The sequence below is a fragment of the Cellulosimicrobium cellulans genome (genome assembly GCF_016907755.1).
Taxonomy (GTDB): Bacteria; Actinomycetota; Actinomycetes; order Actinomycetales; family Cellulomonadaceae; genus Cellulosimicrobium; species Cellulosimicrobium cellulans_D.
Window position 1 is genome coordinate 4,561,294 of sequence record NZ_JAFBCN010000001.1, and the last position, 22,868, is coordinate 4,584,161.

General features: G+C 74.6%; 21 protein-coding genes. 13 read left to right on the forward strand and 8 right to left on the reverse strand.

The window, feature by feature from the left end; all coding sequences use genetic code 11:
- The first annotated feature begins 115 nt into the window (after nucleotides 1–115).
- Nucleotides 116–535, forward strand: a complete 420-nt coding sequence (locus JOE63_RS19705) for a hypothetical protein (protein ID WP_087470037.1) — start codon at nucleotides 116–118, stop codon at nucleotides 533–535.
- A gap of 62 nt (nucleotides 536–597) precedes the next feature.
- The gene (locus JOE63_RS19710) at nucleotides 598–1,896 is read left to right on the forward strand and encodes a PrsW family intramembrane metalloprotease (protein ID WP_307840251.1); all 1,299 of its coding nucleotides are present in this window, start codon (nucleotides 598–600) and stop codon (nucleotides 1,894–1,896) included.
- A gap of 21 nt (nucleotides 1,897–1,917) precedes the next feature.
- Here JOE63_RS19710 and JOE63_RS19715 read toward each other — a convergent pair whose 3' ends face one another.
- Nucleotides 1,918–2,538, reverse strand: coding sequence for a helix-turn-helix domain-containing protein (locus JOE63_RS19715; protein ID WP_307840252.1), 621 nt, complete (start codon nucleotides 2,536–2,538; stop codon nucleotides 1,918–1,920).
- A gap of 82 nt (nucleotides 2,539–2,620) precedes the next feature.
- Between JOE63_RS19715 and JOE63_RS19720 the strand changes: the two genes are divergently transcribed.
- Nucleotides 2,621–3,850, forward strand: a complete 1,230-nt coding sequence (locus JOE63_RS19720; RefSeq protein ID WP_239576772.1) for a benzoate/H(+) symporter BenE family transporter — start codon at nucleotides 2,621–2,623, stop codon at nucleotides 3,848–3,850.
- Nucleotides 3,851–3,883: 33 nt separating this feature from the next.
- Here the strand turns inward: JOE63_RS19720 and JOE63_RS19725 are convergent, their stop codons facing one another.
- Nucleotides 3,884–6,226, reverse strand: coding sequence for an LLM class flavin-dependent oxidoreductase (locus tag JOE63_RS19725; RefSeq protein WP_087470039.1), 2,343 nt, complete (start codon nucleotides 6,224–6,226; stop codon nucleotides 3,884–3,886).
- Nucleotides 6,223–7,173 (reverse strand): LLM class flavin-dependent oxidoreductase, encoded by a 951-nt coding sequence (locus tag JOE63_RS19730; protein WP_204543139.1) that lies wholly within the window; start codon nucleotides 7,171–7,173, stop codon nucleotides 6,223–6,225. The genes JOE63_RS19725 and JOE63_RS19730 overlap by 4 nt, the downstream gene beginning before the upstream one ends.
- 91 nt (nucleotides 7,174–7,264) lie before the next feature.
- On the opposite strand from JOE63_RS19730, the gene JOE63_RS19735 reads away from it, so the two are divergent.
- On the forward strand, nucleotides 7,265–7,801 hold the full coding sequence (locus JOE63_RS19735) for a MarR family winged helix-turn-helix transcriptional regulator (RefSeq protein ID WP_204543140.1): 537 nt from the start codon (nucleotides 7,265–7,267) through the stop codon (nucleotides 7,799–7,801).
- Nucleotides 7,802–7,908: 107 nt separating this feature from the next.
- Here JOE63_RS19735 and JOE63_RS19740 read toward each other — a convergent pair whose 3' ends face one another.
- The 3 genes from JOE63_RS19740 to JOE63_RS19750 are packed head-to-tail and all read right to left on the reverse strand — an operon-like array spanning nucleotide 7,909 to nucleotide 11,506.
- Nucleotides 7,909–9,357, reverse strand: a complete 1,449-nt coding sequence (locus JOE63_RS19740) for an MFS transporter (protein ID WP_307840254.1) — start codon at nucleotides 9,355–9,357, stop codon at nucleotides 7,909–7,911.
- On the reverse strand, nucleotides 9,354–10,304 hold the full coding sequence (locus tag JOE63_RS19745; protein WP_307840255.1) for a polysaccharide deacetylase family protein: 951 nt from the start codon (nucleotides 10,302–10,304) through the stop codon (nucleotides 9,354–9,356). The genes JOE63_RS19740 and JOE63_RS19745 overlap by 4 nt, the downstream gene beginning before the upstream one ends.
- Complete coding sequence (locus JOE63_RS19750) at nucleotides 10,301–11,506, reverse strand: ROK family transcriptional regulator (protein WP_087470042.1); 1,206 nt, start codon at nucleotides 11,504–11,506, stop codon at nucleotides 10,301–10,303. Before JOE63_RS19750 ends, JOE63_RS19745 begins: the two co-directional genes overlap by 4 nt.
- Nucleotides 11,507–11,658: 152 nt before the next feature.
- Here JOE63_RS19750 and JOE63_RS19755 point away from each other — a divergent pair, with 152 nt between their 5' ends.
- From JOE63_RS19755 to JOE63_RS19775, 5 genes are all read left to right on the forward strand, one after another.
- Nucleotides 11,659–12,237 (forward strand): 1-acyl-sn-glycerol-3-phosphate acyltransferase, encoded by a 579-nt coding sequence (locus tag JOE63_RS19755; protein WP_087472569.1) that lies wholly within the window; start codon nucleotides 11,659–11,661, stop codon nucleotides 12,235–12,237.
- Nucleotides 12,238–12,570: 333 nt separating this feature from the next.
- The gene (locus JOE63_RS19760) at nucleotides 12,571–13,296 is read left to right on the forward strand and encodes a lytic polysaccharide monooxygenase (RefSeq protein ID WP_204543141.1); all 726 of its coding nucleotides are present in this window, start codon (nucleotides 12,571–12,573) and stop codon (nucleotides 13,294–13,296) included.
- A gap of 404 nt (nucleotides 13,297–13,700) precedes the next feature.
- Nucleotides 13,701–14,465 carry a lytic polysaccharide monooxygenase gene (locus JOE63_RS19765; RefSeq protein WP_239576774.1) on the forward strand — a complete coding sequence of 255 codons (765 nt, stop codon included), beginning with the start codon at nucleotides 13,701–13,703 and terminating at the stop codon, nucleotides 14,463–14,465.
- Nucleotides 14,466–14,754: 289 nt separating this feature from the next.
- On the forward strand, nucleotides 14,755–15,420 hold the full coding sequence (locus JOE63_RS19770; RefSeq protein WP_231581868.1) for a lytic polysaccharide monooxygenase: 666 nt from the start codon (nucleotides 14,755–14,757) through the stop codon (nucleotides 15,418–15,420).
- Nucleotides 15,421–15,614: 194 nt separating this feature from the next.
- The gene (locus tag JOE63_RS19775; RefSeq protein WP_204543142.1) at nucleotides 15,615–16,553 is read left to right on the forward strand and encodes a hypothetical protein; all 939 of its coding nucleotides are present in this window, start codon (nucleotides 15,615–15,617) and stop codon (nucleotides 16,551–16,553) included.
- A gap of 136 nt (nucleotides 16,554–16,689) precedes the next feature.
- On the opposite strand, the gene JOE63_RS19780 is transcribed toward JOE63_RS19775, so the two are convergent.
- On the reverse strand, nucleotides 16,690–17,070 hold the full coding sequence (locus tag JOE63_RS19780) for an RNA-binding S4 domain-containing protein (RefSeq protein ID WP_087470047.1): 381 nt from the start codon (nucleotides 17,068–17,070) through the stop codon (nucleotides 16,690–16,692).
- A 174-nt stretch (nucleotides 17,071–17,244) separates the two neighbouring features.
- On the opposite strand from JOE63_RS19780, the gene JOE63_RS19785 reads away from it, so the two are divergent.
- The 3 genes from JOE63_RS19785 (at nucleotide 17,245) to JOE63_RS19795 (ending at nucleotide 20,211) form a co-directional block, all read left to right on the forward strand.
- Nucleotides 17,245–17,514: a GlsB/YeaQ/YmgE family stress response membrane protein gene (locus tag JOE63_RS19785; RefSeq protein ID WP_087470048.1), complete on the forward strand. Its 270-nt coding sequence runs from the start codon at nucleotides 17,245–17,247 to the stop codon at nucleotides 17,512–17,514.
- A gap of 292 nt (nucleotides 17,515–17,806) precedes the next feature.
- Entirely contained in the window at nucleotides 17,807–18,991 is a 1,185-nt protein-coding gene (locus JOE63_RS19790; protein ID WP_204543143.1) for a GNAT family N-acetyltransferase, read from the forward strand.
- Nucleotides 18,988–20,211: a GNAT family N-acetyltransferase gene (locus JOE63_RS19795; RefSeq protein ID WP_204543144.1), complete on the forward strand. Its 1,224-nt coding sequence runs from the start codon at nucleotides 18,988–18,990 to the stop codon at nucleotides 20,209–20,211. Before JOE63_RS19790 ends, JOE63_RS19795 begins: the two co-directional genes overlap by 4 nt.
- Before the next feature lie 27 nt (nucleotides 20,212–20,238).
- Here the strand turns inward: JOE63_RS19795 and JOE63_RS19800 are convergent, their stop codons facing one another.
- Nucleotides 20,239–20,817: a dienelactone hydrolase family protein gene (locus tag JOE63_RS19800; protein ID WP_239576776.1), complete on the reverse strand. Its 579-nt coding sequence runs from the start codon at nucleotides 20,815–20,817 to the stop codon at nucleotides 20,239–20,241.
- A gap of 214 nt (nucleotides 20,818–21,031) precedes the next feature.
- Here JOE63_RS19800 and pgi point away from each other — a divergent pair, with 214 nt between their 5' ends.
- Nucleotides 21,032–22,759, forward strand: a complete 1,728-nt coding sequence (pgi, locus tag JOE63_RS19805; protein WP_204543146.1) for a glucose-6-phosphate isomerase — start codon at nucleotides 21,032–21,034, stop codon at nucleotides 22,757–22,759.
- The last annotated feature ends 109 nt before the right edge of the window (nucleotides 22,760–22,868 follow it).

The window sequence follows — 22,868 nt, forward strand, 5'->3', positions numbered from 1 at the left end:
AGAGCCCTGGTTGCGCGAGATGGAGCCCTGGTCGGCACCGGTGAGGCTGGAATCCTGCGCACCGCTCCGACGTTATGTCAGCAGTACCACTGCCGACAGACCCTGAGGAGGTCACATGGCCCGCCTCGCACGCCGCGTCCAGGTCGAGAACGACTACGGCGAGATCATGCACTACGAGCGCCACACCGGCGGCGGCCTCGTGTCGCCGCACGCGCGCGTCCCCGAGTCCGTCCCGGTCGGGTCGGGCACGTACGTCGAGAAGGGGGCCGTCGTCGGGTCCGGCTGCCAGCTCGGCGAGGGAACCTGGATCGACCGCGACGTCACCCTCGGCCGGGACGTCCGCGTCGGCGACAACGTGCGCATCTCCCCCGAGACCCGCGTCGGCGACCGCGCCCGCGTAGGCAGCGGCGCGCGTGTCGGACGTCGCGTGCTCGTGGAGCCGGGCGCCGTCGTCCCGCCGGACGAGATCGTGCCCGACGACGCCACCGTGCGCCGCCGGGGCGGCGTCCGGTCCGGCTACGACGTGGCCGCGTAGCGACACGTCCAGGCGTCGAACACCTTTCCCCGGCAGCATCCGGGTGCGTAGCCTTACCGCCCGTGACCTACCCGCCGCACGGCCCCGCCGTCCCCCCGCCGCGCCCGCAGCCGACGCCGGTGCCCCCGCACCCGCAGGGTCTCGCGGGCGCCGCGGTGCCGCTCGACCCGCGCGCGGTCCTGGAGGGTCGCCCGCCGGGCCGGGCACGCGTGGGCGTCATCGTGACGATCGCGGTCGCGAGCCTGTGCCTGCTGGTCGGCCTCGTGCTCGCGGCGCTGTCCGGCGTCGGGACGTTCACCGTCGGCCTGCTGCTGGCGCTCGTGCCGCTCGGTATCTGGGTGCCCGTCGTCCTGGCCCTCGACCGCCTCGAGCCGGAGCCGCCGAGCGCGCTCGTCGTCGCGTTCCTGTGGGGCGCCGGGATCGCGACGCTCGTCGCGGGGGTCCTCAACACGCTCGGGCTCGAGCTGCTCACCGCGCCGCTGTTCGGCGAGGAGGTCGGCTGGTACGTCGTCGCGTCGTTCGGGGCGCCGTTCGTCGAGGAGATCCTCAAGGGCGCCGTGCTGTTCGGGATGCTGTGGTTCCGCCGGCACGAGATCGACGGCTGGACCGACGGCGTCATCTACGCCGCGATGGTCGCGCTCGGGTTCGCGGCGGTCGAGAACGTCACCTACTTCATCATGGCCGCGCAGGACGGGACGCTCGGCCCGACGTTCGTGCTCCGCGCGCTCGTCACCCCCCTGCTGCACCCGCTGTGCACCGCGCTCACGGGGCTCGGCGTCGCGAGCGCGGCCACGAGCCCGCCCGGCCCGCGCCGGGTCCTCGCGCCGATCGGCGGCCTCGCGGCGGCGATCGCGCTCCACATGCTGTGGAACGCCTCGACCGGGTTCGGCACGCTCGCGCTCGGGGTCGCGTACCTCGCGGGGCTCGGGGTGCTGGTCACGCTGATCGTCCTGCTCGTGCGCGACCGCCGTCGCACGGTCGCGACGATCCAGCGCCAGCTCGTGCCGTACGTCCCGACGGGCCTCGTCACGCCGGCGGACCTCACGATGCTCTCCACGCTCGCCGCGCGCCGCCAGGCGCGCGACTGGGCCCGCCGCACGGGCGGCACCGGCGCCGCCCACGCGATGCGCGACTACCAGCAGGCGGCGACGGAGCTCGCGCTGCTCCACGACCGGGTCGCGCGCGGCGCGGTCGAGGCGTGGCGCGTCGAGGGGCAGCGCCGCGCGCTGCTGCAGCTCATGCTCACGGCGCGCCAGGCGTTCCTCGTGCGGACGCCGCAGCCGCCGCCCGCCCCGTGGTCCCCGGGCGCGCCGTCCGGCTTCACGTCCGACGCGTGGGTTCCCGGCCAGGGCACGTACTAGCCCGGCATCCTCCGCCGGCGCCTACCCGGCGCCGCCCCGGGGCGGTGTCCGGATGACGAGCACCGCGTCGACCGGGGCGCCGTCGAGCGCCCGGTAGGAGTGGTCCGCGTCGGACACCCAGCGCAGCTCGTCGCCCTCCTCGACCACGGCCTCCGCCCCGTGACGCCCGGCGCGCAGGCGGCCGCGCGTGATGAGCAGATGCTCGACGACGCCCGGCCCGTGGGGCGGAGAGGTCCGGTCCGCGTGGGGCTCCAGGTGCAGGTGGTAGACCTCGACGGCCGTGCCGCCGGGCAGGTGGTGGGCGTCGAGCAGCCGTGCGGTGACGCCCTCGGACGACACCTCGGTGCCCGCGCGCTCGGCGAGCAGCGTCGCGAGCGGGACGCCGAGCGCCCCGGCCAGGGCGTAGAGGGTCGCGAGCGTGGGGTTGCGCGCGCCGTGCTCGATCTCGGAGAGCGAGCCCTTGCCGATGCCCGCCGCGGCGGCGAGCGCCGACAACGAGAGCCCGCGCTCGGCACGCAGCGCCCGGAGCTGCGCGGCGACCGCCGCGAGCGTCCCGTCCTCCGCTCGTCCCGACGGGCGTCCGGGCGCTCCTCCGGTCTCGCCGTCCGGCCGTCTCCCCGCGCGCCCCGCCCCGTCGCTCACGGGCCGCAGCCTACCGGCGCGGGTGTCGCGGGGCCTCTGATACCGTTCCATGAACAGAACGCCCCCGTCTGCCAGGAGCAGCATGGACCCCGCCCCGGACCGCCTGCGCCCCGTCCTCGCCGGGCTCGTGACCGCCCTCGTCGGCTTCACGAGCTCGTTCGCCGTCGTGCTCGCCGGTCTGCGCGCCGTCGGCGCGACCCCCGACCAGGCGGCCTCGGGACTCCTCGCACTCTGCGTCACGCAGGCCGTCGGCATCCTCTGGCTGACCACCCGGCACCGCACCCCGCTCACGCTCGCGTGGTCCACGCCCGGCGCCGCGCTGCTCGTGAGCACGGGCGCCGTCGCGGGCGGGTGGCCCGCCGCGGTCGGGGCGTTCTGCGTCGTCGGCGGGCTCGTCCTGCTCACCGCCCTCTGGCCGCGCCTCGGCGGCCTCGTCGCCGCCATCCCGACGCCGATCGCCCAGGCGATGCTCGCCGGCGTGCTCCTGACCCTGTGCCTCGCACCGGTGCGCGCGGTCGTCGCCACACCGCTCCTCGTCGCACCGGTGATCGTCACGTGGCTCGTCCTGCTGCGGGTCGCGCCGCGCTGGGCCGCGCCCGCCGCGCTCGCGGTGACGCTCGCGATCGTCGGGTACGAGGCCGTGCACGGCGGGACGCTCGCCTGGTCCGACGCCGTGCCGCGCCTCGACCTCACGGCGCCCACGCTCTCGTGGCAGGCCGTCGTCGGGCTCGCCGTCCCGCTCTACGTCGTGACGATGGCTTCGCAGAACGTGCCCGGCGTCGCCGTCATGGCGTCGTTCGGCTATCGCGTGCCGTGGCGCGAGACGATGACCGTCACCGGCCTCGCGACCCTCGCCGGAGCGACCGCGGGCGGCCACACGATCAACCTCGCGGCGATCTCCGCCGCGCTCGCCGCAGGGCCCGAGGCGCACCCCGACCCCCGACGCCGCTGGCTCGCCGCCCACACCGCCGGGTGGGCGTACCTCGTGCTCGCCGTCGGGTCGGCAGGCCTCGCCGCGCTCGTCGCCGCCGCGCCCGCGGGGCTCGTCGAGGCGGCGGCCGGGCTCGCGCTCGTCGGTACGCTCGGCGCCGCCGTCGCCGGCGCCGTCGCCGAGCCGCGCGGACGCGAGGCCGCGGTCGTGACGTTCCTCGTCGCCGCGAGCGGCGCCGTCGTCGCGGGCATCGGCGCCGCGTTCTGGGCGATCCTCGCCGGGCTGGCCGTCCACGCGGTCCTCACGGTGCGCCGTCGGGCGCCGGACCCGCCGACAGCGCATCCCGGCCCGCGCGAGGTAGAACGACCGGTCGCGAGGTAGAACCCCCCGTCTTCTACCTCGCGGCGGGAGGCTCTACCTCGCGGGGGCCGGTGCCGGCTCGAGCGGGTCCGGTCCGAGGACCGGGAGGTTGTCGCGGAAGACGTTCGTCGGGTCGACGCGGCGCTTGACCTCCCGCAGCCGCTCCAGGGTCGCGGGCGGGAACGCGTTGGCGAGCCGCGCGGGGTGGCTGTCGAGGCGGCGGTCGGTGTCGAAGCTCAGGTACATGCCCTCGAACACGTCGGCCAGCGCGTCCCAGCGCGCGTCGAGCCGCGAGCGGCTCGCCCCCATCGCCGCGACCGAGAAGTTCGCCGACCGGTGCGCGTACGCCGTCGCGTCGGCTGGGACGTCGGACGCCGCGCCGCCCGTCGAGCGGATCTGGAAGAAGTACGTGTCGCCGCTCGCGACGAGCCCCGCGAGCCGGGCCGACGCCTCGGGCGTGAGGTGCTCCAGCAGGCCCGACCGCGACACGGGCTCGCCCTGGCCGCCGTGCGGGCCGGGCGCGGGTGCGGAGACGACGGCGTCGTAGGGCACGATCTGCGCCGTCGCCTGGGCGAGCAGCGGGGAGATCGCCGCGAACGGCTGCAGGCGGGCGAGGACGGTGTCCGGGTCGTCGGAGTCGACCATGGTCATGGACTGCGCGACGACGGGCTGGCCGGGGCGCGGGCGCCCGACGATCAGGAAGCTCGTCGTGTCGCGCGGCGACGTCTCGACCGTCGCGCCCCAGCGCTCGAGGAACCCGGCGAGGTCCGAGGCGTCGTGCACCATCTGCGCGAACCCCACCGCCGGGACCTCGTCCGCGACGAGCTCGAACGACGTGACGATCCCGACCTGCGACCCCGCGCCGCGCACGGCCCAGAACAGGTCCGGGTTCTCGTCCGCGCTCGCCCGCACCACCGACCCGTCGGCGAGGACGACCTCGACGGCGCGCACGTGGTCGATCGTCAGACCGTGGGCGCGGCCGAGGAAGCCGATGCCGCCCGCGGTCGCGAGCCCGCCCACGCCCACGCCGCCGTAGTCGCCCGACGTGATCGCCCACCCGCGCGGCGCGAGCGCCGCCGCGACCTCGCCCCAGCGCGCGCCCGGCCCGACGCGCACGAGGTGCGCGGCGTCGTCGAGCACCTCGATCTGGTCCAGCGCGCCGAGGTCGAGGACGATCCCGCCGTCGTTCGTGGAGCGCCCGCTGATGCCGTGCCCGCCCGAGCGGACGGACAGCGGCACGGTGCGCGTCACCGGCTGGGCGCGCGCGAAGGCGAGCGCCGCGACGACCTCCGCGGTGTCGCGGGGCCGCAGCACGAGCCCGGGCGACCCGCCGCGCAGGTAGTTCGAGCGCACGCCCCCGTACGCGGAGTCGCCCGGCTCGACCGCGCGCTCCGCGAGCGAGGCGGGGACGTCGTCGTACGCGATGCCGTCGCGGCGCGCGACGCGGACCGCGAGCGGCACGACGCGGGACGTGTCGGTCCCGCTCGTCGCGCGCCCCGCGGCGACGGCGTCCCGCAGCGCGGGCGCGACCTCCTCGGCGAACCGGCGGGTCGTGCGCTCGTCGTCGGTCGCGAGGATCAGCGTCGAGACGCCGTCCTCCAGGACGAGCGGCAGGAGCCGCTCGACCCAGGCCTCGGGCGGGCCGGCGAGGTCGGGCGCGCCGCCCAGGCCGCCCGAGCCGTCGGCGCCCTCGAAGGTGCCCGCCACGTTGAGCAGGCGCGTGACCTCGCGCGGGTCGCGCCCGACGGCGGTCGCGGCCTCGTCGATGCGCGCGTTGCCCGCGCGCAGCCCGTCCAGGCCGACGCGGCCCAGCGACGGGAGCCAGCCGTCGGCCTTCTCGCCGACGAGGCGCAGCATGCGAGGGCCGAGCGCGCCCAGCCAGAGCGGGATGCGCCGCGTGGTCCCCGGCCCGGCGGTCGCGCCGTCGAGCCGGTGGTGGCGCCCGGGGACGAACAGCTCGCCGTCGCCGTCCTCGCCCCAGATCGCCCGGACCACCTCGATCGCCTCGGCGAGCGCGTCGACGGACTCGCCCGGACTCAGGCGTTCGACGCCCATCGAGACCATGGCGTCCCAGAAGGCGCCCGCGCCCAGCGCGAGGTCGACGCGCCCGTCGGACAGCAGGTCGAGGCTCGCCGCGGCGCGCGCGAGCACGGCGGGCTGGCGCATCGGGACGTTGACGACGTCGGGCGCGACGTGGATGCGCTCCGTCGCGGACGCGACGTACGACAGCAGGGTCCACGTGTCGAGGAAGCGCGGCTGGTACGGGTGGTCCTGGAACGTCACGAGGTCGTAGCCGAGGTCCTCGGCGAGGCGGGCGAGCCCGACCGTCGCCTCCGGGTCCTGCGCCGACGGCGTGACGAACGTGCCGAACCGGAGGGGGTGGCCGTAGTCGGTCATGCGCGGTCCTCGCCGTCCCTCGTGACGCCCGACGCCGGGCCGCCCGGGGCGGTGCCGCGTGCGGCCGCGACGAGCTCGCGCGCCGCAGGGGCGACCTCCTGGCCGACGACGGCGAGCGTCGTCGGGTCGTCGCCCGCGACGATCCACGTGGACACTCCGTGCTCGAGCGTCACCTCCGCGACCTGCTCGGCCCACTGGCGCGGCGAGCCCTGGAGGAACCCTGCGCCGCCGTCGGCGGTGAACCGGCCGCCCACGTTGAGGAGCCTGCGCACGGCCCGCGGGTCACGACCCGCGTCCTCGGCGGCGGCGTCGATCGTCGCGTTGCCCTGCGCCAGCGCCTCGAAGCTCTGGAGGTACGCGAGCGACGGGAGCCAGCCGTCGGCCTTCGCCCCGACGAGGCGCAGCATCCGGGGCTTGAGCGCGCCGACCCAGATCTCGACGTCGTGCGCGGGTGCGGGCCCGCGCTTGGCGCCGTCGACGTGGTGGCGCGACCCGCCCGCGACGAGGCGGTCGCGCGTGGACGTGTCCCACAGCCCGCGGACGACGTCGATGCCCTCGGAGAGCGCGTCGACCGACTCCCCCGGCGTCAGGCGCTCGCCGCCCATCGCGACGATCGGGTCCCAGAACCCGCCCGCGCCGAGTCCCAGCTCGACGCGCCCGCCCGAGAGCCGATCGAGGCTCGCGACGGCCCGCGCGAGGACGGCCGGCGGGCGCAGCGGCAGGTTGAGCACGTTGCCCGCGAGGCGGACGCGCTCGGTGCGCGCGGCGACCCAGGACAGCAGCGTCCACGTGTCGAGGAACGCCGCCTGGTAGGGGTGGTCCTGGAACGTGACGAGGTCGAGGCCCACCTCCTCGGAGAGCTGCGCCAGCGCGACGGCATGGTGCGGCGCCGCGGCGGTAGGCGTGACGAAGGACCCGAAGCGCAGGTCGTGGCCGTAGTCGGGCATGGCTCCTCGCGATCTCAAGATACGTTGCTGTACAGAACATATCTTCAACAGATAGGTGGTGCAACCGCATTCCCGGCGGTAGGGTGGGCGGATGAGCACGAGCACGACGACCGCTCCCACGACCGGCCCCGCCGAGCTCCCCGGCCGTCTCGAGGACCTCGGCTGGCACCTCGGCGTGCTGCTGCGCGCCTACCGCGCGACCGTCGAGCAGGCGCTCGACGACGTCCCGCACGGCACGCGCGGCTACCAGGTCCTCGTCACCGTCGCGCAGGGCGACCACCCCACCCAGCTCGCCCTCGCCGAGCACCACGGCATCGACCGGACCGTCATGACCTACCTCGTCGACGACCTCGTCGCCGCAGGCCTCGTCGAGCGGCAGCAGAACCCCGCCGACCGCCGCGCGCGCCGCGTCGTCGCGACGCCCGAGGGCCGCCGTCGGCTCGCCGGCTGGGCCGCCGCCGTGCACGACGCCGAGGAGCAGCTCCTCGGCATGCTCTCGCCCGACGAGCGCAGCGCCTTCCGCACGCTCATGCGCCGCGTCGCGTGCGACCTCCGCGACGTCGACGCCACCACCGACCCCTGCACCGTCGCCGAGCACACCCTCGGAGCCCCCACCCCGCCGCGGTAGTTCGGGTCGACGACGCGGCTCTCGCTGGTCGAGCATGCGGTTGCGGCCCGTCCGGGGGCCGGAGCGGGCCATGACGGCATGCTCGGCGCGACGGGGCGACCGGTTTCCTATCTCGGGAGGGGGTCGGCCGCCGTCGGGGACGCGCCGGCGTCGGTGAGTGCGGCGTCGGTGTCCTCGGGGTCGCGACCGCGGAGGGGGTAGAACCAGAAGCACACGAACGCGAGCGCGGCGAGGACCACGGGGACGCCACCGAGGAGGAGGCGCACGCCGGTCGCGACGCTGTCGGGCTGCACGACGTCGCCCGCACCCTCGACGTACCCGCTCGCCGACAGCACGCCCGCGACGAGCACGGCCTGGACGATCACGGAACCGCGCACGACGAACCCGTTGGCGCCGAAGTACATGCCCTCGCGGCGCAGACCGGTGCGGCGCTCGTCGTCGTCGATGACCTGCGCGAGCGCGACCTCGAGCACCTGCATGAGCCCCGCGACGCCGACGCCCACGGCGAGCCCGGCGAGCGCGGCGCCGAGCACGGTGGACGGGACGAGGTAGAGGCACGTCGCGAGGCCGTACACCGCGACGACCCAGAGCATGGCCGATCGCGGGCCGATCTTCCGCACGACCCACGACCACCCGACGATCGACGGGATCGCGGCGACGAAGATCGGGGCGAGCAGCAGCGTCGCGTCGGCCTCGGCGCCACCCAGCGTGTAGCGCACGTAGAACGGGATCGCGGCGAGCACGATGGCGGTCGTGCTCTGGAGCAGGAGCGACCCGAGCACGTAGGTGACGAACGCCCGGTTGGCGAACGTGTAGCGGAGCTGGTCCCCCAGCCCGACGGCGGCCTCACGCTCGCGCACGACGGCGTCGTCGACCGGGCGCTCGACCATCCCCGCGAGGGACCACACGAAGAACGCGAGGCTCACGACCGCGAGCAGCAGCGCCATCCACGTCCACCCGAACGTGCCGTACAGCAGCGGCGCCCCGGCGGTGCCGAGGATCATGCCGACGAGGCCGAAGATCTGGCGCGGCGTGTTGCCGCGGGCGCGCTCCGCCGTCGTGCGGAAGATCTCGGGGAACAGCGCGGAGATGTTGAGCGCGACGACGACGTACGCGACGTCGAACAGCGCGACGACGACGAGGAACCACACGACGAGGCCGGTCGGGCCCACGGCGGGCGGCATCCAGACGAGCGCGAACGCGACGACGAGCGGCACGATCCCCAGCACGATCCAGGGGACGCGCCGGCCCCACCGCGTGCGGCGCCGGTCGGACGCCGCGCCGACGAGGGGGTTGAGCAGGGCGTTGAGGATCCCGTGCGCGACCATCGCACCGGCGACCCAGCCGGCGCGCACGCCGAGGTGGTCGACGTAGAAGTAGACGACGAACGCGGAGAACGTCTGCATCAGCAGGTTCGAGGGGAACGCGGACGCGCCGTAGGCGATCGTCCGCGCGCGGGAGGGCGCACCGACGAGCCGGCGGTCCCGCATCCGCGCGAGCAGCCCGCCACCCGCCGTGGGCACGCTGCCCGACGGCGTCCCGTGCGGGGCGCTCACCGCTCGCCCCGCTGCACCGCGCGCAGGTCCCGCCAACCGACCCGGACGATGCCCTCCTCGGCGATCACGGCCGCGACGGCCGGGTCGGCGAGGAGACGGTGCTCGAAGCCGCGCTTCGCGACGCCGTAGTCGGCGACGTCGCCGAGCTCGTCGTCGTCGAGCATCGGGTGGAGGAAGATCTCCGTCACCCCCGACGGCGCGCGGCGCAGCAGGTCGAGGAAGTCCGCCCGGACGTTCTCGTAGTCCTCCTCCTCGACCGTCCCGGCGCCGTCGAGCTCGAAGGGGTGGGTCCACAGCCGGTCGACCAGCACGACGCCGAGCGCGTCCGCCGCGGCCGTCGCCTCGTCGAGCAGGGCCTGGAAGTCGCCCGGGGGCAGCACCATCCCGTCGGTCGTGCGGGGCAGGCGGAACGGCAGGCGGTGCCGGGCGGCGAGCTCGAAGACCTGCGGGAGGAACGAGCGCCCCGTCTCGAGCCCGTAGACGGAGCCCATGTGGTTGTCGAGGTGCGAGACGTCGACCCCGGCCGCGAGCGCCGTGTCGAGCTGGGCCGTGAGCTCGGCGACGACGTCCTCGACGCGCGCCTGGCGCTCGACGGTGAGGACGTCGCGCGGGAAGTAGCCCGCGTCGTCGACCAGGGAGGTGCCCGTGCCGGTGAGCGGGCGCCACCGGTACCGCGTCCACTCGCTGGTCAGCACGAGGTGCACGCCGACGTCGACGGGGTGCGCGGCCGCGAAGGCGAGCGCGTCCGGAGCCCACCCGCACGGGACCATCACCGTCGCGGAGTCGACGTGCCCGGCGAGGAGGAGCTCGGAGACCGCGCGGTTGGCGGCGCGGCACATGCCGTAGTCGTCGGCGTTGAGGATGATCGCGCGCGCGTCGGCCGCGAGGCCCAGCCGGGAGACCAGGTCCGACGGCGGCGCTCCCCCGCCCGGTGCGGCGGCGGTCACGACGCCGCCTCCTCACGCTCGTCGGCGCCCTCGCCCGACGCGGGGTGGGCCGCGGCGGTGCGGAACACCTCGTCGCGCAGCGCGTCGCTCGCCGAGCGCGCGGCGCCCACGACGACGGCGTCGCACGTGAGGTCCGAGGAGACGACACGGATGGGGAGCACCGCGATCTTCTCCGCGAGGAACCGTCGCACGCGGTCGGCGATCGGCGCGCGCGCCGCCTGGTTCGTGAGCACGAACAGCTCGGGCTCCACGACCAGGGCGACCGAGGCCGCGACCACGCCGATCCGCTCGGCGACCTCGTCGAGCGCGTCGTTCGAGGCACCGTCGCCGTGCTCGGCGCGGTCCACGAGCCCCTTGACCGTCACGTCGTCGGGCAGGCCGTGCTCCTTCGCGAGCACCGCGAGCGACGACGCGCCGAGGGCCTCGGAGCCCAGCGCCCGGGCAGGGTGCGGCAGGAACGAGACCTCGCCGGCGCCGCCCGCGAACCCGCGGTGGAGCTTCCCGTCCAGGACCAGCCCGGCGCCGAACCCGTCGCCGAGGCCCAGCACGACGAACGAGCGCGTCCCGGCCGCGGCACCGTCGCGCTGCTCGGCGAGGGCTGCCAGGTTGAGGTCGTTCTCGAGCGTCACCGGGCACCCGAGGGCGTCCTCGAGCGCGTCGACGAGTCCGGTCCCACCCTTCTCGTACCCGGGGACGCGACGGATGGTCCGCAGGTCCGACCCGACGATGAGCGGGACGGCCGCGACCGCGCGCGTCACCTCGATCGTCGTCCCCTCCGCGAGCCGTGCCTGGGCGTCGCTCACGCACGCACGGGCGAGCTCCGCGGCCGCACGCGCGCGCGCCGTCGTCGTCGGCTTGACGTCCCGGCGCTCCGCACGGGCCCGGACCGCCCCCGTGACGTCGACCAGCGCGACCCGCACCCGGTCGCGCGCGACGTCGATCCCCAGGCCGAAGGCGTAGTCGGGATCCACGCGGTACAGCGTCGCGGCCGGTCCCCGCCGGTCACGGTCGAGCCCGGCCTCCGTGACGACGCCCGTCGCCTCGAGCGCCCGGAGCGTCTGCGCGACGGTCGTCTTGGACAGGCCGGTCGCAGCGACGACGTCGGGCCGCGCGACCTGCGCGCCCGTGCCGAGCACGCCGAGGACGGCGCGGGCGTTGAGGGTGCGCAGGAGGGCGGGTGTACCGGCGGGAGTGGTGTCCATCTGGTCTCCGTCGAGCAGTGGGTGGGTCGATCAGACATGTCCGAGCCGTGCGGGTAGATCGGGAGGTTCCCTACCCGCCCGGAGACTAACCAAGGTCCCGGAGGTTGTCGACGGCAACCGGTCTCCCTGTGGACGGCCTGTACCGTGGCGTCGTGATCCGCCGAGCCCTCGCCCGCGCCTACTGGGCGACCAGCCGGTGGTCCCTGCGCTCCGAGCCGTACGACACCGGCCGCCCGACGCTCCTCGTCGGCGCCCCGCACACGTCGAACTGGGACTTCGTCCTCATGCTCGCCATCGCCTGGAGCACGGGGATCCACGTCCGCTGGCTGGGCAAGCACACGCTGTTCGCCGGCCCGGCGGGCCCCCTCATGCGCGCGCTCGGCGGCATCCCCGTCGACCGGCGCGACCCGAGCCGGGTCGTCGCCGACGTCGTCGCCCGCCTCCGGGCCGGCGAGGTGTTCTCGCTCGTCGTGACGCCCGAGGGCACGCGGGGCGCGGGGTCGTACTGGAAGTCGGGCTTCTACCGCATCGCGCGCGAGGCGCACCTGCCGGTGACCCTCGGGTACGTCGACCGCACCACCATGACGACCGGTCTCGGCCCCACGATCGAGCTCTCGGGCGACGTGCGCGCCGACATGGACGTCGTGCGGGCGTTCTACGCCGACAAGTCCGGCCTCCGCCCGTCGCTGCGCACCGAGCCGCGGCTGCGCGAGGAGGACGTGGTCGCCTGAGGCCAGGCGCTCCCGTCGGGGTCCCGCGAGGAGCTCCTGGCCCTCTCGTGGTTGCCCTCGGGGGGCCGTCGGGGCCTGATCCGCGATACGGGGTCCCCGCACATCTCGGGCATGGCGACCGCTCCCCCCGGCTGCGCTCCCCGACCCGTCCCGCGCCCCTGACCTGCGCCGTCGTCCGTCCTGGCAGGCACGCTTAGGGGCGAACCCCTACCTCCCGTATTCCTCGCCGAACCGTTGCCCGGGGAAGCGGGCGTGCCTAGCGTCCGTCGGGTCAAGGCCGACGAACCGGGCTTCGTGCCGCCGTCGGCACCCCGACCAGGAAGCGAGACCCTCATGAGACGACTCCGCGCGACCCTCGTCGCCGCCGTCGTGGGCGCGGCCGCGATCGTCGCACCGATCGTGGTCGCCCCGAGCGCCTCGGCGCACGGCTGGATCACCTCGCCCGCGAGCCGCCAGGAACAGTGCGCCAGCAGCGGCACCCTCTCGTTCGACTGCGGCGAGATCAAGTACGAGCCACAGAGCGTCGAGGCCGTCAAGGGCTCGATGCAGTGCTCCGGCGGCAGCCGGTTCGACATCCTCGACGACGCCGGAAGGCCCTGGAAGCGGACGACCGTGGGCAGCACCGTGACGTTCCAGTGGGAGCTCGAGGTCGCGCACGCCACGAGCACGTGGGAGTACTTCGTCGACGGCAAGCTCTTCACGACGTTCAACGACGGCGGCAAGCGCCCGGCGTACGACGTCTCGCACACGCTCACCGGACTGCCGTCGGGCAACCACACGATCCTCGCGCGCTGGAACGTCGCCGACACGAACAACGCGTTCTACAACTGCGTCGACGTCAACGTCAACGGCACCGGCGGCACCGACCCGGACCCCGAGCCGACCGACCCGGAGCCCGGCAACTGCACCGCGCCGGCCTGGACCGCGGGCGGCGTGTACCTCGGCGGCGCGAACGTCTCCCACGACGGCCGCAACTACCAGGCCAAGTGGTGGACGACGGGCGAGAACCCCGCCCAGAGCGGCCAGTGGGGCGTCTGGAAGGACCTCGGCGCCTGCTGACCTGACCCACCGAACGCTGCGTCAGCGGCCGACAGATGCGTCCACGAACGCATCCGTCGGCCGCTGACGCATCACTCGCCCCGGGCTCTCCGCCGTTCGCGAGCCCCCGGCCGTCCGGGCACCTCGGACCGGACCGCACGGAGACGACCGGGGCTACGTGGTCCCCACATGTTTCTCACCCGCCGAGGCGCTCGGCGCGGGTCCGACGGCGGCGCGGGCACGACCGCGCAGGCGCACGATTCCGGCGAACCGACCCACCGGGTACGGGACTTCCCGTACCCGGCGCCGGGCGTGCGTAGTCGTTGAGCGGACGCCGCCCGGCTGCCTACGGTCCACCCCGTCACGGCCGACGGTGCGGGCTCCGCACGGTGTCGGCCCTCCCCGACCCAGGAAGCGAGTCCCCCATGAAGCGACTTCGCGCGGCGCTCCTCGCCGCCGTCGTGGGCGCGACCGCGATCATCGCCCCGATCGCGATCGCCCCCAGCGCCTCGGCCCACGGCTGGATCACGTCCCCCCCGAGCCGGCAGGACCAGTGCGCCACCGGCTCCACCTCCTTCGACTGCGGCGGGCTCAAGTACGAGCCGCAGTCCGTCGAGGCCGTCAAGGGCTCGATGAAGTGCTCCGGCGGCAGCGGCTACACGATCCTCGACGACGCGTCGAAGCCCTGGCCCCGCACGACCACCGGTCGCGACGTGACCTTCCAGTGGAAGCTCACCGCGAACCACGCGACGAGCGTGTGGGAGTACTTCGTCGACGGCCAGCTCTTCGCGTCGTTCGACGGCGGCGGCGTGCAGCCCCCCAAGGACATCTCGCACACCCTGAAGGGCCTGCCCCTGGGGAACCACACGATCCTCGCGCGCTGGAGCGTCGCCGACACGGTGAACGCGTTCTACAACTGCGTCGACCTCACGGTCACCGCGGACGGCACGAACCCGGGCGGCGAGAACCCCGGCGGGGAGAACCCCGGCGGGGAGAACCCCGGTGGCGAGAACCCGGGCGGGGGCGAGCCGGGCGAGTGCACCGACGCGGCGTGGTCCTCGACCGCGACCTACACCGGCGGGGCGAAGGTCTCGCACAACGGGAACATCTTCGAGGCGAAGTGGTGGACGCAGAACAACGTCCCGGGCGCCGAGCAGTGGGGCCCGTGGAAGCTGATCGGCGCCTGCTGACCCGCTGACCCCGCGACGGCGGGTGTCCTCGCCCCCTCCGGGCGAGGGCACCCGCCGTCGTGCGTCCCGGGCGTGAACGTCCCGGGTACGCAGAAGCACGTACGGGCTTTGCCCAATTGTCCGCACTCCGCACATTTCGTAGCGTCGAAGGTGCCCGATCCGAGAGCGGCCCGCGACGAAGCGCGCCGCAGGACCCTGCACCACCGGATGGAGAGCGAGACAACTCATGCGAAGACTGAGAGCGGTACTCCTGGCGGCCGTCGTCGGCGCGGTCGCGATCATCGCCCCCGTGGCCATCGCACCCAGCGCGAGCGCGCACGGCTGGATCACGTCCCCGCCGAGCCGGCAGGACCACTGCGCGAAGGGCACCACGTCCTTCGACTGCGGCGGCATCAAGTACGAGCCGCAGTCCGTCGAGGCCCCCAAGGGCTCGATGAAGTGTTCCGGCGGCAGCGGCTTCAGCATCCTCGACGACACGAGCAAGCCGTGGCCCCGCACGCAGACCGGCACGTCGGTGACGTTCCAGTGGAACCTCACCGCGGCGCACAACACGAGCACGTGGGAGTACTTCGTCGACGGCGTGCTGTTCAAGACGTTCAACCAGGGCGGCGCACAGCCCCCGAGCAACATCTCCCACACGCTGACCGGCCTGCCCGAGGGCAACCACACGATCCTCGCGCGCTGGAACGTGTCGAACACGGTGAACGCGTTCTACAACTGCGTCGACCTCAAGATCGGCGCCGGCGGCACGGACCCGGGCGACCCGGACCCCGAGCCCACCGACCCCGAGCCCGGCAACTGCACCGCGCCGGCCTGGACCGCGGGCGGCGTGTACCTCGGCGGCGCGAACGTCTCCCACGACGGCCGCAACTACCAGGCCAAGTGGTGGACGACGGGCGAGAACCCCGCCCAGAGCGGCCAGTGGGGCGTCTGGAAGGACCTCGGCGCCTGCTGACCTGACCCACCGAACGCTGCGTCAGCGGCCGACGGATGCGTCCACGAACGCATCCGTCGGCCGCTGACGCATCACTCGCCTCGGGCTCGCTCCCGCCCGTCTCCGGCTGCCTGCGCCGACCACAGGATCATCCTGTCCACAGGCGTGAGTGCGACGGGCGTCACCGACGCGGCGACGCTGCCATCGTTCCGCACGTGACAGCATCAGAGCCGCTCCCGCGCACGGTCCTCGCGGCGGAGGTCCCACGCCCTCAGATCCTCGCCGCCCTCGACGCGGGCACCGCGTTCCGGCTTCGCCGCGGTGCCTACCTGCTCGGCGCCGACCCGAGCCGGTCTCTTCCGCCCGCCCGAGCGGAGCATCGTCTCGCCACGGCGCGCATCCAGGCCGTCGCGCGCCAGCTCGACGGTCGCTTCTGCCTCTACGGGCCGACCGCGGCGCTCGTCTGGGGGCTGCCCCTCTGGCGCGCACCCGCCCACGTGCACGTCGTGCAGCGTTACGTCCCGGGCCGCGGTGCGGCGTCCGACCTGGTCCGCCACCGCGTCACCGTCGCACCGGACGAGCTCACCGAGGTCTCCGGCCTGCCCGTGACCACGCTCGAACGCACCGTGCTCGACTGCGCGAGGGCCCTCCCGGCGCGGGAGGGACTCGTCGTCGCCGACGCGGCGCTGCGACGGGGAGCAGACCCCGAGGACCTGAGGCACAGGTCGCGCGAAGCGCGCAGCCGTGGCGCGGTGCGAGCCCGGGCGGTGCTCGCAGTCGCTGATCCCGGCGCGGAGAGCCCCGGAGAGTCGGTCACGCGGTACGCGATCCTGCGCCACGGCCTCCCGGCACCCCGGACGCAGGTCGTCGTCCCCACGCGCCTCGGCGACTTCCGGGCGGACATGGGCTGGGACGAGTGGCGGCTCCTCGTCGAGTTCGACGGCTTCGTCAAGTACGGCGAGCTCGCCGGTGGCGACCCGGCGAGAGTGCTGTACCGGGAGAAGCGCCGGCAGGAGGCGATCGAGGAAGAGGGCTGGCGGGTCCTGCGGGTCACCACGCCTGACCTGCGCAGCGAGCAGCAGGTCGCCGACCGCGTCCGGCGGATCGTCCCCGCCCTCAGGACGGTGCGCGTCGCGCGCCCTGACCTGCACTGAGCACAGGACGACTCCCGCGACCGCTCGCGGGCGCCACTCGAGTGCTGCGTCTGTGTGCGAGTGCTGCGTCTGTGTGCGAGCGCTGCGTCCGTGAACGCATCCCTCGACCGCAGACGCAGCGCTCGGCGGACCAGCGTCAGCCGCGGCCCCGGAGGCGGTCGAGGTCGCGGCGCTCGCGCTTCGTCGGGCGGCCGGCGCCGCGCTCGCGGACGGCGACGCGGACGGCGAGCTCCTTGGGGGGCGGGGGCGGGCTCTGGTCGATCACGGCCTGCGCGGCGAGCGGGGCGGAGACGCGCTTCACCAGCACCTTCTCCACGACGAGGATCCGTTCTGCCGGGCCGCCGCGGACGACGACGCGGTCGCCCACCTTGACGCTCGTCGCCGGCTTCGCACGCTCGCCGTTGACCCGCACGTGCCCGGCCTTGACCGCGGCGGTCGCCTGCGAGCGGCTCTTGAACGCCCGGACGGCCCAGAGCCAGCTGTCGACGCGCGCGCTCGTCGCCTCGGTCGTCGCCATGCCCCGAGCCTAGCGACCAGGGCAGAGCACGAGCAGTCCGTGAGCAGACCGCGAGCGGACCCTGAGCGCGACACCCCGGCGTGCGAGCCACGACGCCTCGTGCCACCGTGAGGTCAGGCATACGGGGCAGTTTCACTGTATGGCCGTTTCGTCCCCCAGAGAACGGAGACAGGGATGAGCTTCATCGGGTGGATCCTCATCGGCCTCATCATGGGCGCGATCGCACGCGCCATCCTGCCGGGCAAGGCAGCGGGGGGCTGGATCGTCACGCTGGTCGTCGGCGTGCTCGGAGCGCTCCTCGGCGGGTGGATCGGCGGCGCGCTGTTCGGCGCGAACGCGAACGACGAGTTCTTCTCGCTCACCACGTGGTTCTGGGCTTTCGTCGGCTCGCTGCTCGTGCTGCTCGTCTGGGGTGCGATCGCGGGCCGCTCGGCGCGCAAGTAGCGCGCCAGCAGGCCGCGCACGTCGACGTCGGACGATCGCCGCGGCCGACGGCGCACCCGGCCCGGGCTCCTGCGGGAGCCCGGGCCGTCGTCGTCCCGGCCGTCGTCGTGCCGGCCGTCGTCGTGCCGGCCGTCGTCACCCGACCCCGTCTCCCGCGACGCCTCCCGACCCGCCGCCGAGGACGACGACGGGCCGCTGTGGGCCCCACCGCACCGCCCAGGTGCCACCAAGCCGCCCAGGTGCCACCAAAAGGCGTGGACATCGTCCGCCGGCGCGGGACACGCTGGACGGCATGAGCAGCGTCGCCCGCACCGCCCTCGAGGTGCCCCTCCCGCCGGGGTTCGCGCTCGTCGAGGCCCCGCACCCCACGTCGCTCGACGACGCCGACGCGTGGGCGTACCGAGCCGTGGCGGACATCGGGCGCGAGCTCGAGCTGGAGGTCCACGGCTACGACGACCTCGCGCTGCGACCGCGTGACGTGCTCTCGGGGATGGACCACCAGGAGTACGCGGCCAAGCGCCGCTTCGTCGTCGTGCGTTCCGCGGCCGCCGGGGCCCTGGTCGCCGACGGCGTCCCGCCCGCGGTGCCCGACGTCGTCGCGCACCTCTTCGTGTCGCGCCCGACCACGAGCAACGAGCACCTGGGCGAGGCGTACCCGTTCGTCCGCCCGGGCGAGCGCGGACGCGGCATCGGGACGGCGCTGCTCTCGCTGGGCGAGCACCTCAACCTCGACGCGGGGCGCACCGTGCTCTTCTCCGACACGGCTCACGGCGAGGAACCCGCGCCGGGCCCGGGCGCGATCGAGGCGACGACCGGCGCGGGCCGCGTCCCGGCCGACGCGCCCGGTCCACGCTTCCTGCAGGCCCGCGGGTACGTCCTGGAGCAGGTCGAGCGACACTCGGTGCTCGACCTCCCGGTGGCCTCGGAGGCCCTCGACACGCACCGCGGCGCCGCGTCGGAGCACGCAGGTCCTGACTACCGGGTGCACACCTGGACGGACGAGGTCCCCGACGCCTGGCTCGACCAGGTGGCCGTGCTGTTCACCCGCATGAGCACCGACGCGCCGACGGGAGGCGTCGAGTACGGCGAGGACCCGTGGGACGCCCGTCGTGTGCGCACGTGGGTCGGTGAGCAGGCCGAGAAGCGGAACGGGTTCCTCGTGAGCGCCGCCGAGCACGCGCCGACCGGGGCGCTCGCCGCGTTCACCGTCTTCGCGTACCCGCGCGACCGCGACGACTTCGCGTTCCAGGAGGACACGCTCGTGCTCCGCGAGCACCGCGGGCGCCGCCTCGGGATGCTCGTCAAGGTGGCCAACCTCGACGCGCTCGCCGACGAGCGCCCCACGACCCGGCGCGTCCACACCTGGAACGCGCAGGAGAACGACCACATGCTCGCGATCAATGTCGCCCTCGGGTTCCGGCCCGCGGGCGTGTGGGCCGCGTGGCAGCGCAGGACGACCCCGGAGGACGGCGAGTGACCGCACCGCAGACAGGGCCCACGACCCGCCCCGCACCCCCGACGGCGGTCGGCCCGCGCGTGCGCGTCGAGCCCGTCGCCGTCCCGGCGAGCCTCGACGCGCCGGACGCCTGGGGCGTGCACGGCACGGTCCGCGTGGGCGACGCGATCGACCGCGCGATCTACGGCCACACCGACCTGGCCCTGGACGCGGCCACCGTCGCGGGCTCGATGGCGAGCACCGGCTACCGCCGCGTGCTGCGCTGGGTCGCCGTGCTTGACGACGCCCCGCACGGCACGACGCCGCGGCCCGAGGACGTCGTCGGGCGGTCGATGGTGGCCCTGCCGCAGCAGGGCAACACGCACGTGGCGGTCGTGTACGTGGGCGTGGACCCCGACCACCGGCGTCGTGGCGTGGGCGCGGCGCTGTGGGACGCGGCGCTGGAGGTCGCGCGGACGGAGGGGCGGCGGGTCGTCCTGTCCGACTCGTCGTTCGCGCCCGAGCCGCCGCCCGGCCCGGACGCGCTCGAGGCGCCGACGGGCAGCGGACGGGTCCCGGCGCACGACGAAGCGACCGTCTTCGCGCTGCGGCGCGGGTTCACGCTCGAGCAGGTCCTGCGCCACTCCGTGCTCGACCTCCCGGTCGCGCCCGACGTGCTCGACCCGCTGCGGGCGACGGCGACGGAGCGTGCCGACGGCTACCGCGTGCACGTGTGGACGGACGAGGTCCCCGAGGAGTGGATCGACCAGTTCGCCACGCTCGAGACGCGCATGAGCACCGACGCGCCGAGCGGCGGCCTGGACCTCGCCGAGGACCCGTGGGACGCCGAGCGCGTCCGGACGGCGTCCCGGGAGATCCACGCCCGCGGCCAGGGCTACGTCATCGCGGCCGCCGAGCACGCGGCGTCGGGCACGCTCGCGGCGTTCTCGATGGTCGCGTACCCGCACGACCGCCCGGAGGTCGTGTTCCAGGAGGACACGCTCGTGCTGCGCGAGCACCGCGGCCGCAGCCTCGGGATGCTCGTCAAGGTCGCCGTGCTCGACGAGCTCGCGCGCGCACGCCCGTCCTCGCGCCGCGTGCACACGTGGAACGCGCAGGAGAACGCGCACATGCTCGCCATCAACGTCGCGCTCGGGTTCGCGCCCGCGAGCGTCGACGCGGAGTGGCAGCTCGTGCTGGACGCACCACCGGGACCCGAGCCGGGTCCGCAGCCCGGCCGTGAGCCCGGCGCGACCCCCTGACCCGGAGGCCGCCGCGCCGTCTGCCGCTCAGCGGATGCCGTCGAGGAAGCGGATCACCCGCTCGGTGACGAGCGCGGCGGCCTCCGGCTCGTACGACGGCAGGCTCGGGTCGGTGAACAGGTGCCGGTCGCCGGGGTAGACGAACAGCTCCGCGTCGGGCGTGGAGTCCACGAGCTCGCGCGCGGCGTCGAGGTCGCCCTCGCCCGCGAACGACGGGTCGCCGTCCATCCCGTGCACCTGCACGGGCACGGCGTCGGGCCACGCCTCGCCGAACTCCGAGACCGGCACACACGCCTCGAGCAGCACCGCGCCCTTCGCGCCGGCGCGCGTCTGGGCGAGCATCTGCGCGGGGAGCACGCCGAGCGAGATCCCCGCGTAGACGACGCCCGCGTCGTAGCCGTCGGCGACGGCCCGCCCGCGCTCCAGGACGGTGCCGAACCCGAGCTCCTGGACGTGCGCCATGCCCTCGTCGAGGGTCGCGAACGTGCGCCCCTCGAACAGGTCCGGCGTGTGCACGACGTTCCCCGCCCCGCGCAGCGACTCCGCGATCGTCCGAACGCCCTCGGTCAGCCCCTGCACGTGGTGGAACAGCACGACCTCGGCCATGGTCCCCTCCTCCGGTATCCGTCGGTGGCCCGGCGGCGCCGTCGCCGCACGGTGCGCGCCCCACGGCGCACGCCCACCATCGTCGCGCGGACCACCCACGCCCGCCCGGGCCGGGTCCAGGGACCGACGGCGGCCGTTCGTGAGGCCACCGGACCATGGACCGCGGGACGGTCGGGGTGGGCGTGCGACGACGTCGGTCAGTAGTTTGGTGGTCATGACCTCGCAGCCCGTGCCGCCGCCGATCGACCCCACCACCACGCCGTCCTGGACCGCGCTCACCGTCCACCGCGACACCGTCGAGCCGGACCTGCGCACCTGGTTCGCGGCCGACCCGGACCGCGCCCGCCGCCTCACGCACCAGGCCGCCGACCTCACGGTCGACCTGTCGAAGAACCTCGTCACGGACGAGACGCTCGAGCTGCTCGTACGTCTCGCCGAGGAGGTCCGCCTCGACGACCGCCTCGAGGCGATGTTCACGGGCGAGCACATCAACGTCACCGAGGACCGCGCCGTCCTGCACACGGCCCTGCGCCGGCCGACCCCGCTGGGCGACGACGAGCACCTCGTCGTCGACGGGCAGGACGTCGACGCGGACGTGCACGCGGAGCTCGCGAAGGTCTACGCGTTCGCGGACAAGGTCCGCTCGGGCGAGTGGACGGGCGTCACGGGCGAGCGCGTGCGCACGGTCGTGAACATCGGCATCGGCGGCTCCGACCTGGGCCCCGTCATGGCGTACGAGGCGCTGCTGCCGTACAAGCACGAGGACATCGAGGTCCGGTTCGTCTCGAACATCGACCCGACGGACGTCGCGGAGAAGACGGCGGGCCTCGACCCGCGCACCACGCTGTTCATCGTCGCGTCGAAGACGTTCGGCACGCTCGAGACCCTGACGAACGCGCGCCTCGCGCGGGACTGGCTGTGGACGGAGCTCGCTGCGGTGGGCGCGCTCGACGACACCGACGAGGCGCGGCAGGCCGCCGTCGCGCAGCACTTCGTCGCGGTCTCGACCGCGCTCGACAAGGTCGCGGCGTTCGGCATCGACCCGGCGAACGCGTTCGGGTTCTGGGACTGGGTCGGCGGGCGCTACTCGGTCGACTCCGCGATCGGCACGTCGCTCGCGATCGCGATCGGCCCGGACCGGTTCGCCGAGCTGCTCGCGGGCTTCCACGCGATCGACGAGCACGTGCGCCGCACGCCGTTCGAGCGCAACGTCCCGGTCCTCATGGGGCTGCTCAACGTCTGGTACGTCAACTTCCTCGACGCGCACACGCACGCCGTGCTCCCGTACGCGCAGTACCTGCACCGGTTCCCGGCCTACCTCCAGCAGCTCACCATGGAGTCCAACGGCAAGCGCGTGCGCTGGGACGGCTCGCCCGTGACGACCGAGACGGGCGAGATCTTCTGGGGCGAGCCCGGCACCAACGGCCAGCACGCGTTCTACCAGCTCATCCACCAGGGCACGCGCCTCATCCCGGCGGACTTCATCGCCGTCGCGAACCCGGCGCACCCGCTGACGGACGAGGTCGGCGACGGCGGCGCCGTCCAGCCCGGCGCGGACGTCCACGGGCTGTTCCTCGCGAACTTCTTCGCCCAGACCAAGGCGCTCGCCTTCGGCAAGACGGCGGACGAGGTCCGCGCCGAGGGGACGGCCGAGGAGCTGGTGTCCGCGCGGACGTTCCCGGGCAACCGCCCGACGACGTCGATCCTCGCGCCCGCCCTCACGCCGTCGGTCCTGGGCCAGCTCATCGCGCTCTACGAGCACATCACGTTCGTGCAGGGCGTCGTGTGGGGCATCGACAGCTTCGACCAGTGGGGCGTCGAGCTCGGCAAGAAGCTCGCGCTCGAGATCGCGCCCGCCGTCGCGGGCGACGAGGACGCCCTCGCCGCCCAGGACCCGTCGACGGCGGCCCTCATCGACCGCTACCTCGACCTGCGCAACTGACCCACCCTTCCGCGCCGAACACGACCTTGGTGTCGTTATCCGTCGGATAACGACACCAAGGTCGTTCTCGCGGGCGCGCAGGGTCGTGCTCAGGCGGCCGCCTCGCCGA

Coding starts and splice junctions, on each gene's coding strand:
- JOE63_RS19705 (WP_087470037.1), top strand. CDS start 116: ATGGCCCGCCTCGCACGCCGCGTCCAGGTCGAGAACGACTACGGCGAG.
- JOE63_RS19720 (WP_239576772.1), top strand. CDS start 2,621: ATGGACCCCGCCCCGGACCGCCTGCGCCCCGTCCTCGCCGGGCTCGTG.
- JOE63_RS19725 (WP_087470039.1), bottom strand. CDS start 6,226: ATGACCGACTACGGCCACCCCCTCCGGTTCGGCACGTTCGTCACGCCG.
- JOE63_RS19730 (WP_204543139.1), bottom strand. CDS start 7,173: ATGCCCGACTACGGCCACGACCTGCGCTTCGGGTCCTTCGTCACGCCT.
- JOE63_RS19735 (WP_204543140.1), top strand. CDS start 7,265: ATGAGCACGAGCACGACGACCGCTCCCACGACCGGCCCCGCCGAGCTC.
- JOE63_RS19750 (WP_087470042.1), bottom strand. CDS start 11,506: ATGGACACCACTCCCGCCGGTACACCCGCCCTCCTGCGCACCCTCAAC.
- JOE63_RS19760 (WP_204543141.1), top strand. CDS start 12,571: ATGAGACGACTCCGCGCGACCCTCGTCGCCGCCGTCGTGGGCGCGGCC.
- JOE63_RS19765 (WP_239576774.1), top strand. CDS start 13,701: ATGAAGCGACTTCGCGCGGCGCTCCTCGCCGCCGTCGTGGGCGCGACC.
- JOE63_RS19780 (WP_087470047.1), bottom strand. CDS start 17,070: ATGGCGACGACCGAGGCGACGAGCGCGCGCGTCGACAGCTGGCTCTGG.
- JOE63_RS19785 (WP_087470048.1), top strand. CDS start 17,245: ATGAGCTTCATCGGGTGGATCCTCATCGGCCTCATCATGGGCGCGATC.
- JOE63_RS19790 (WP_204543143.1), top strand. CDS start 17,807: ATGAGCAGCGTCGCCCGCACCGCCCTCGAGGTGCCCCTCCCGCCGGGG.
- JOE63_RS19800 (WP_239576776.1), bottom strand. CDS start 20,817: ATGGCCGAGGTCGTGCTGTTCCACCACGTGCAGGGGCTGACCGAGGGC.
- pgi (WP_204543146.1), top strand. CDS start 21,032: ATGACCTCGCAGCCCGTGCCGCCGCCGATCGACCCCACCACCACGCCG.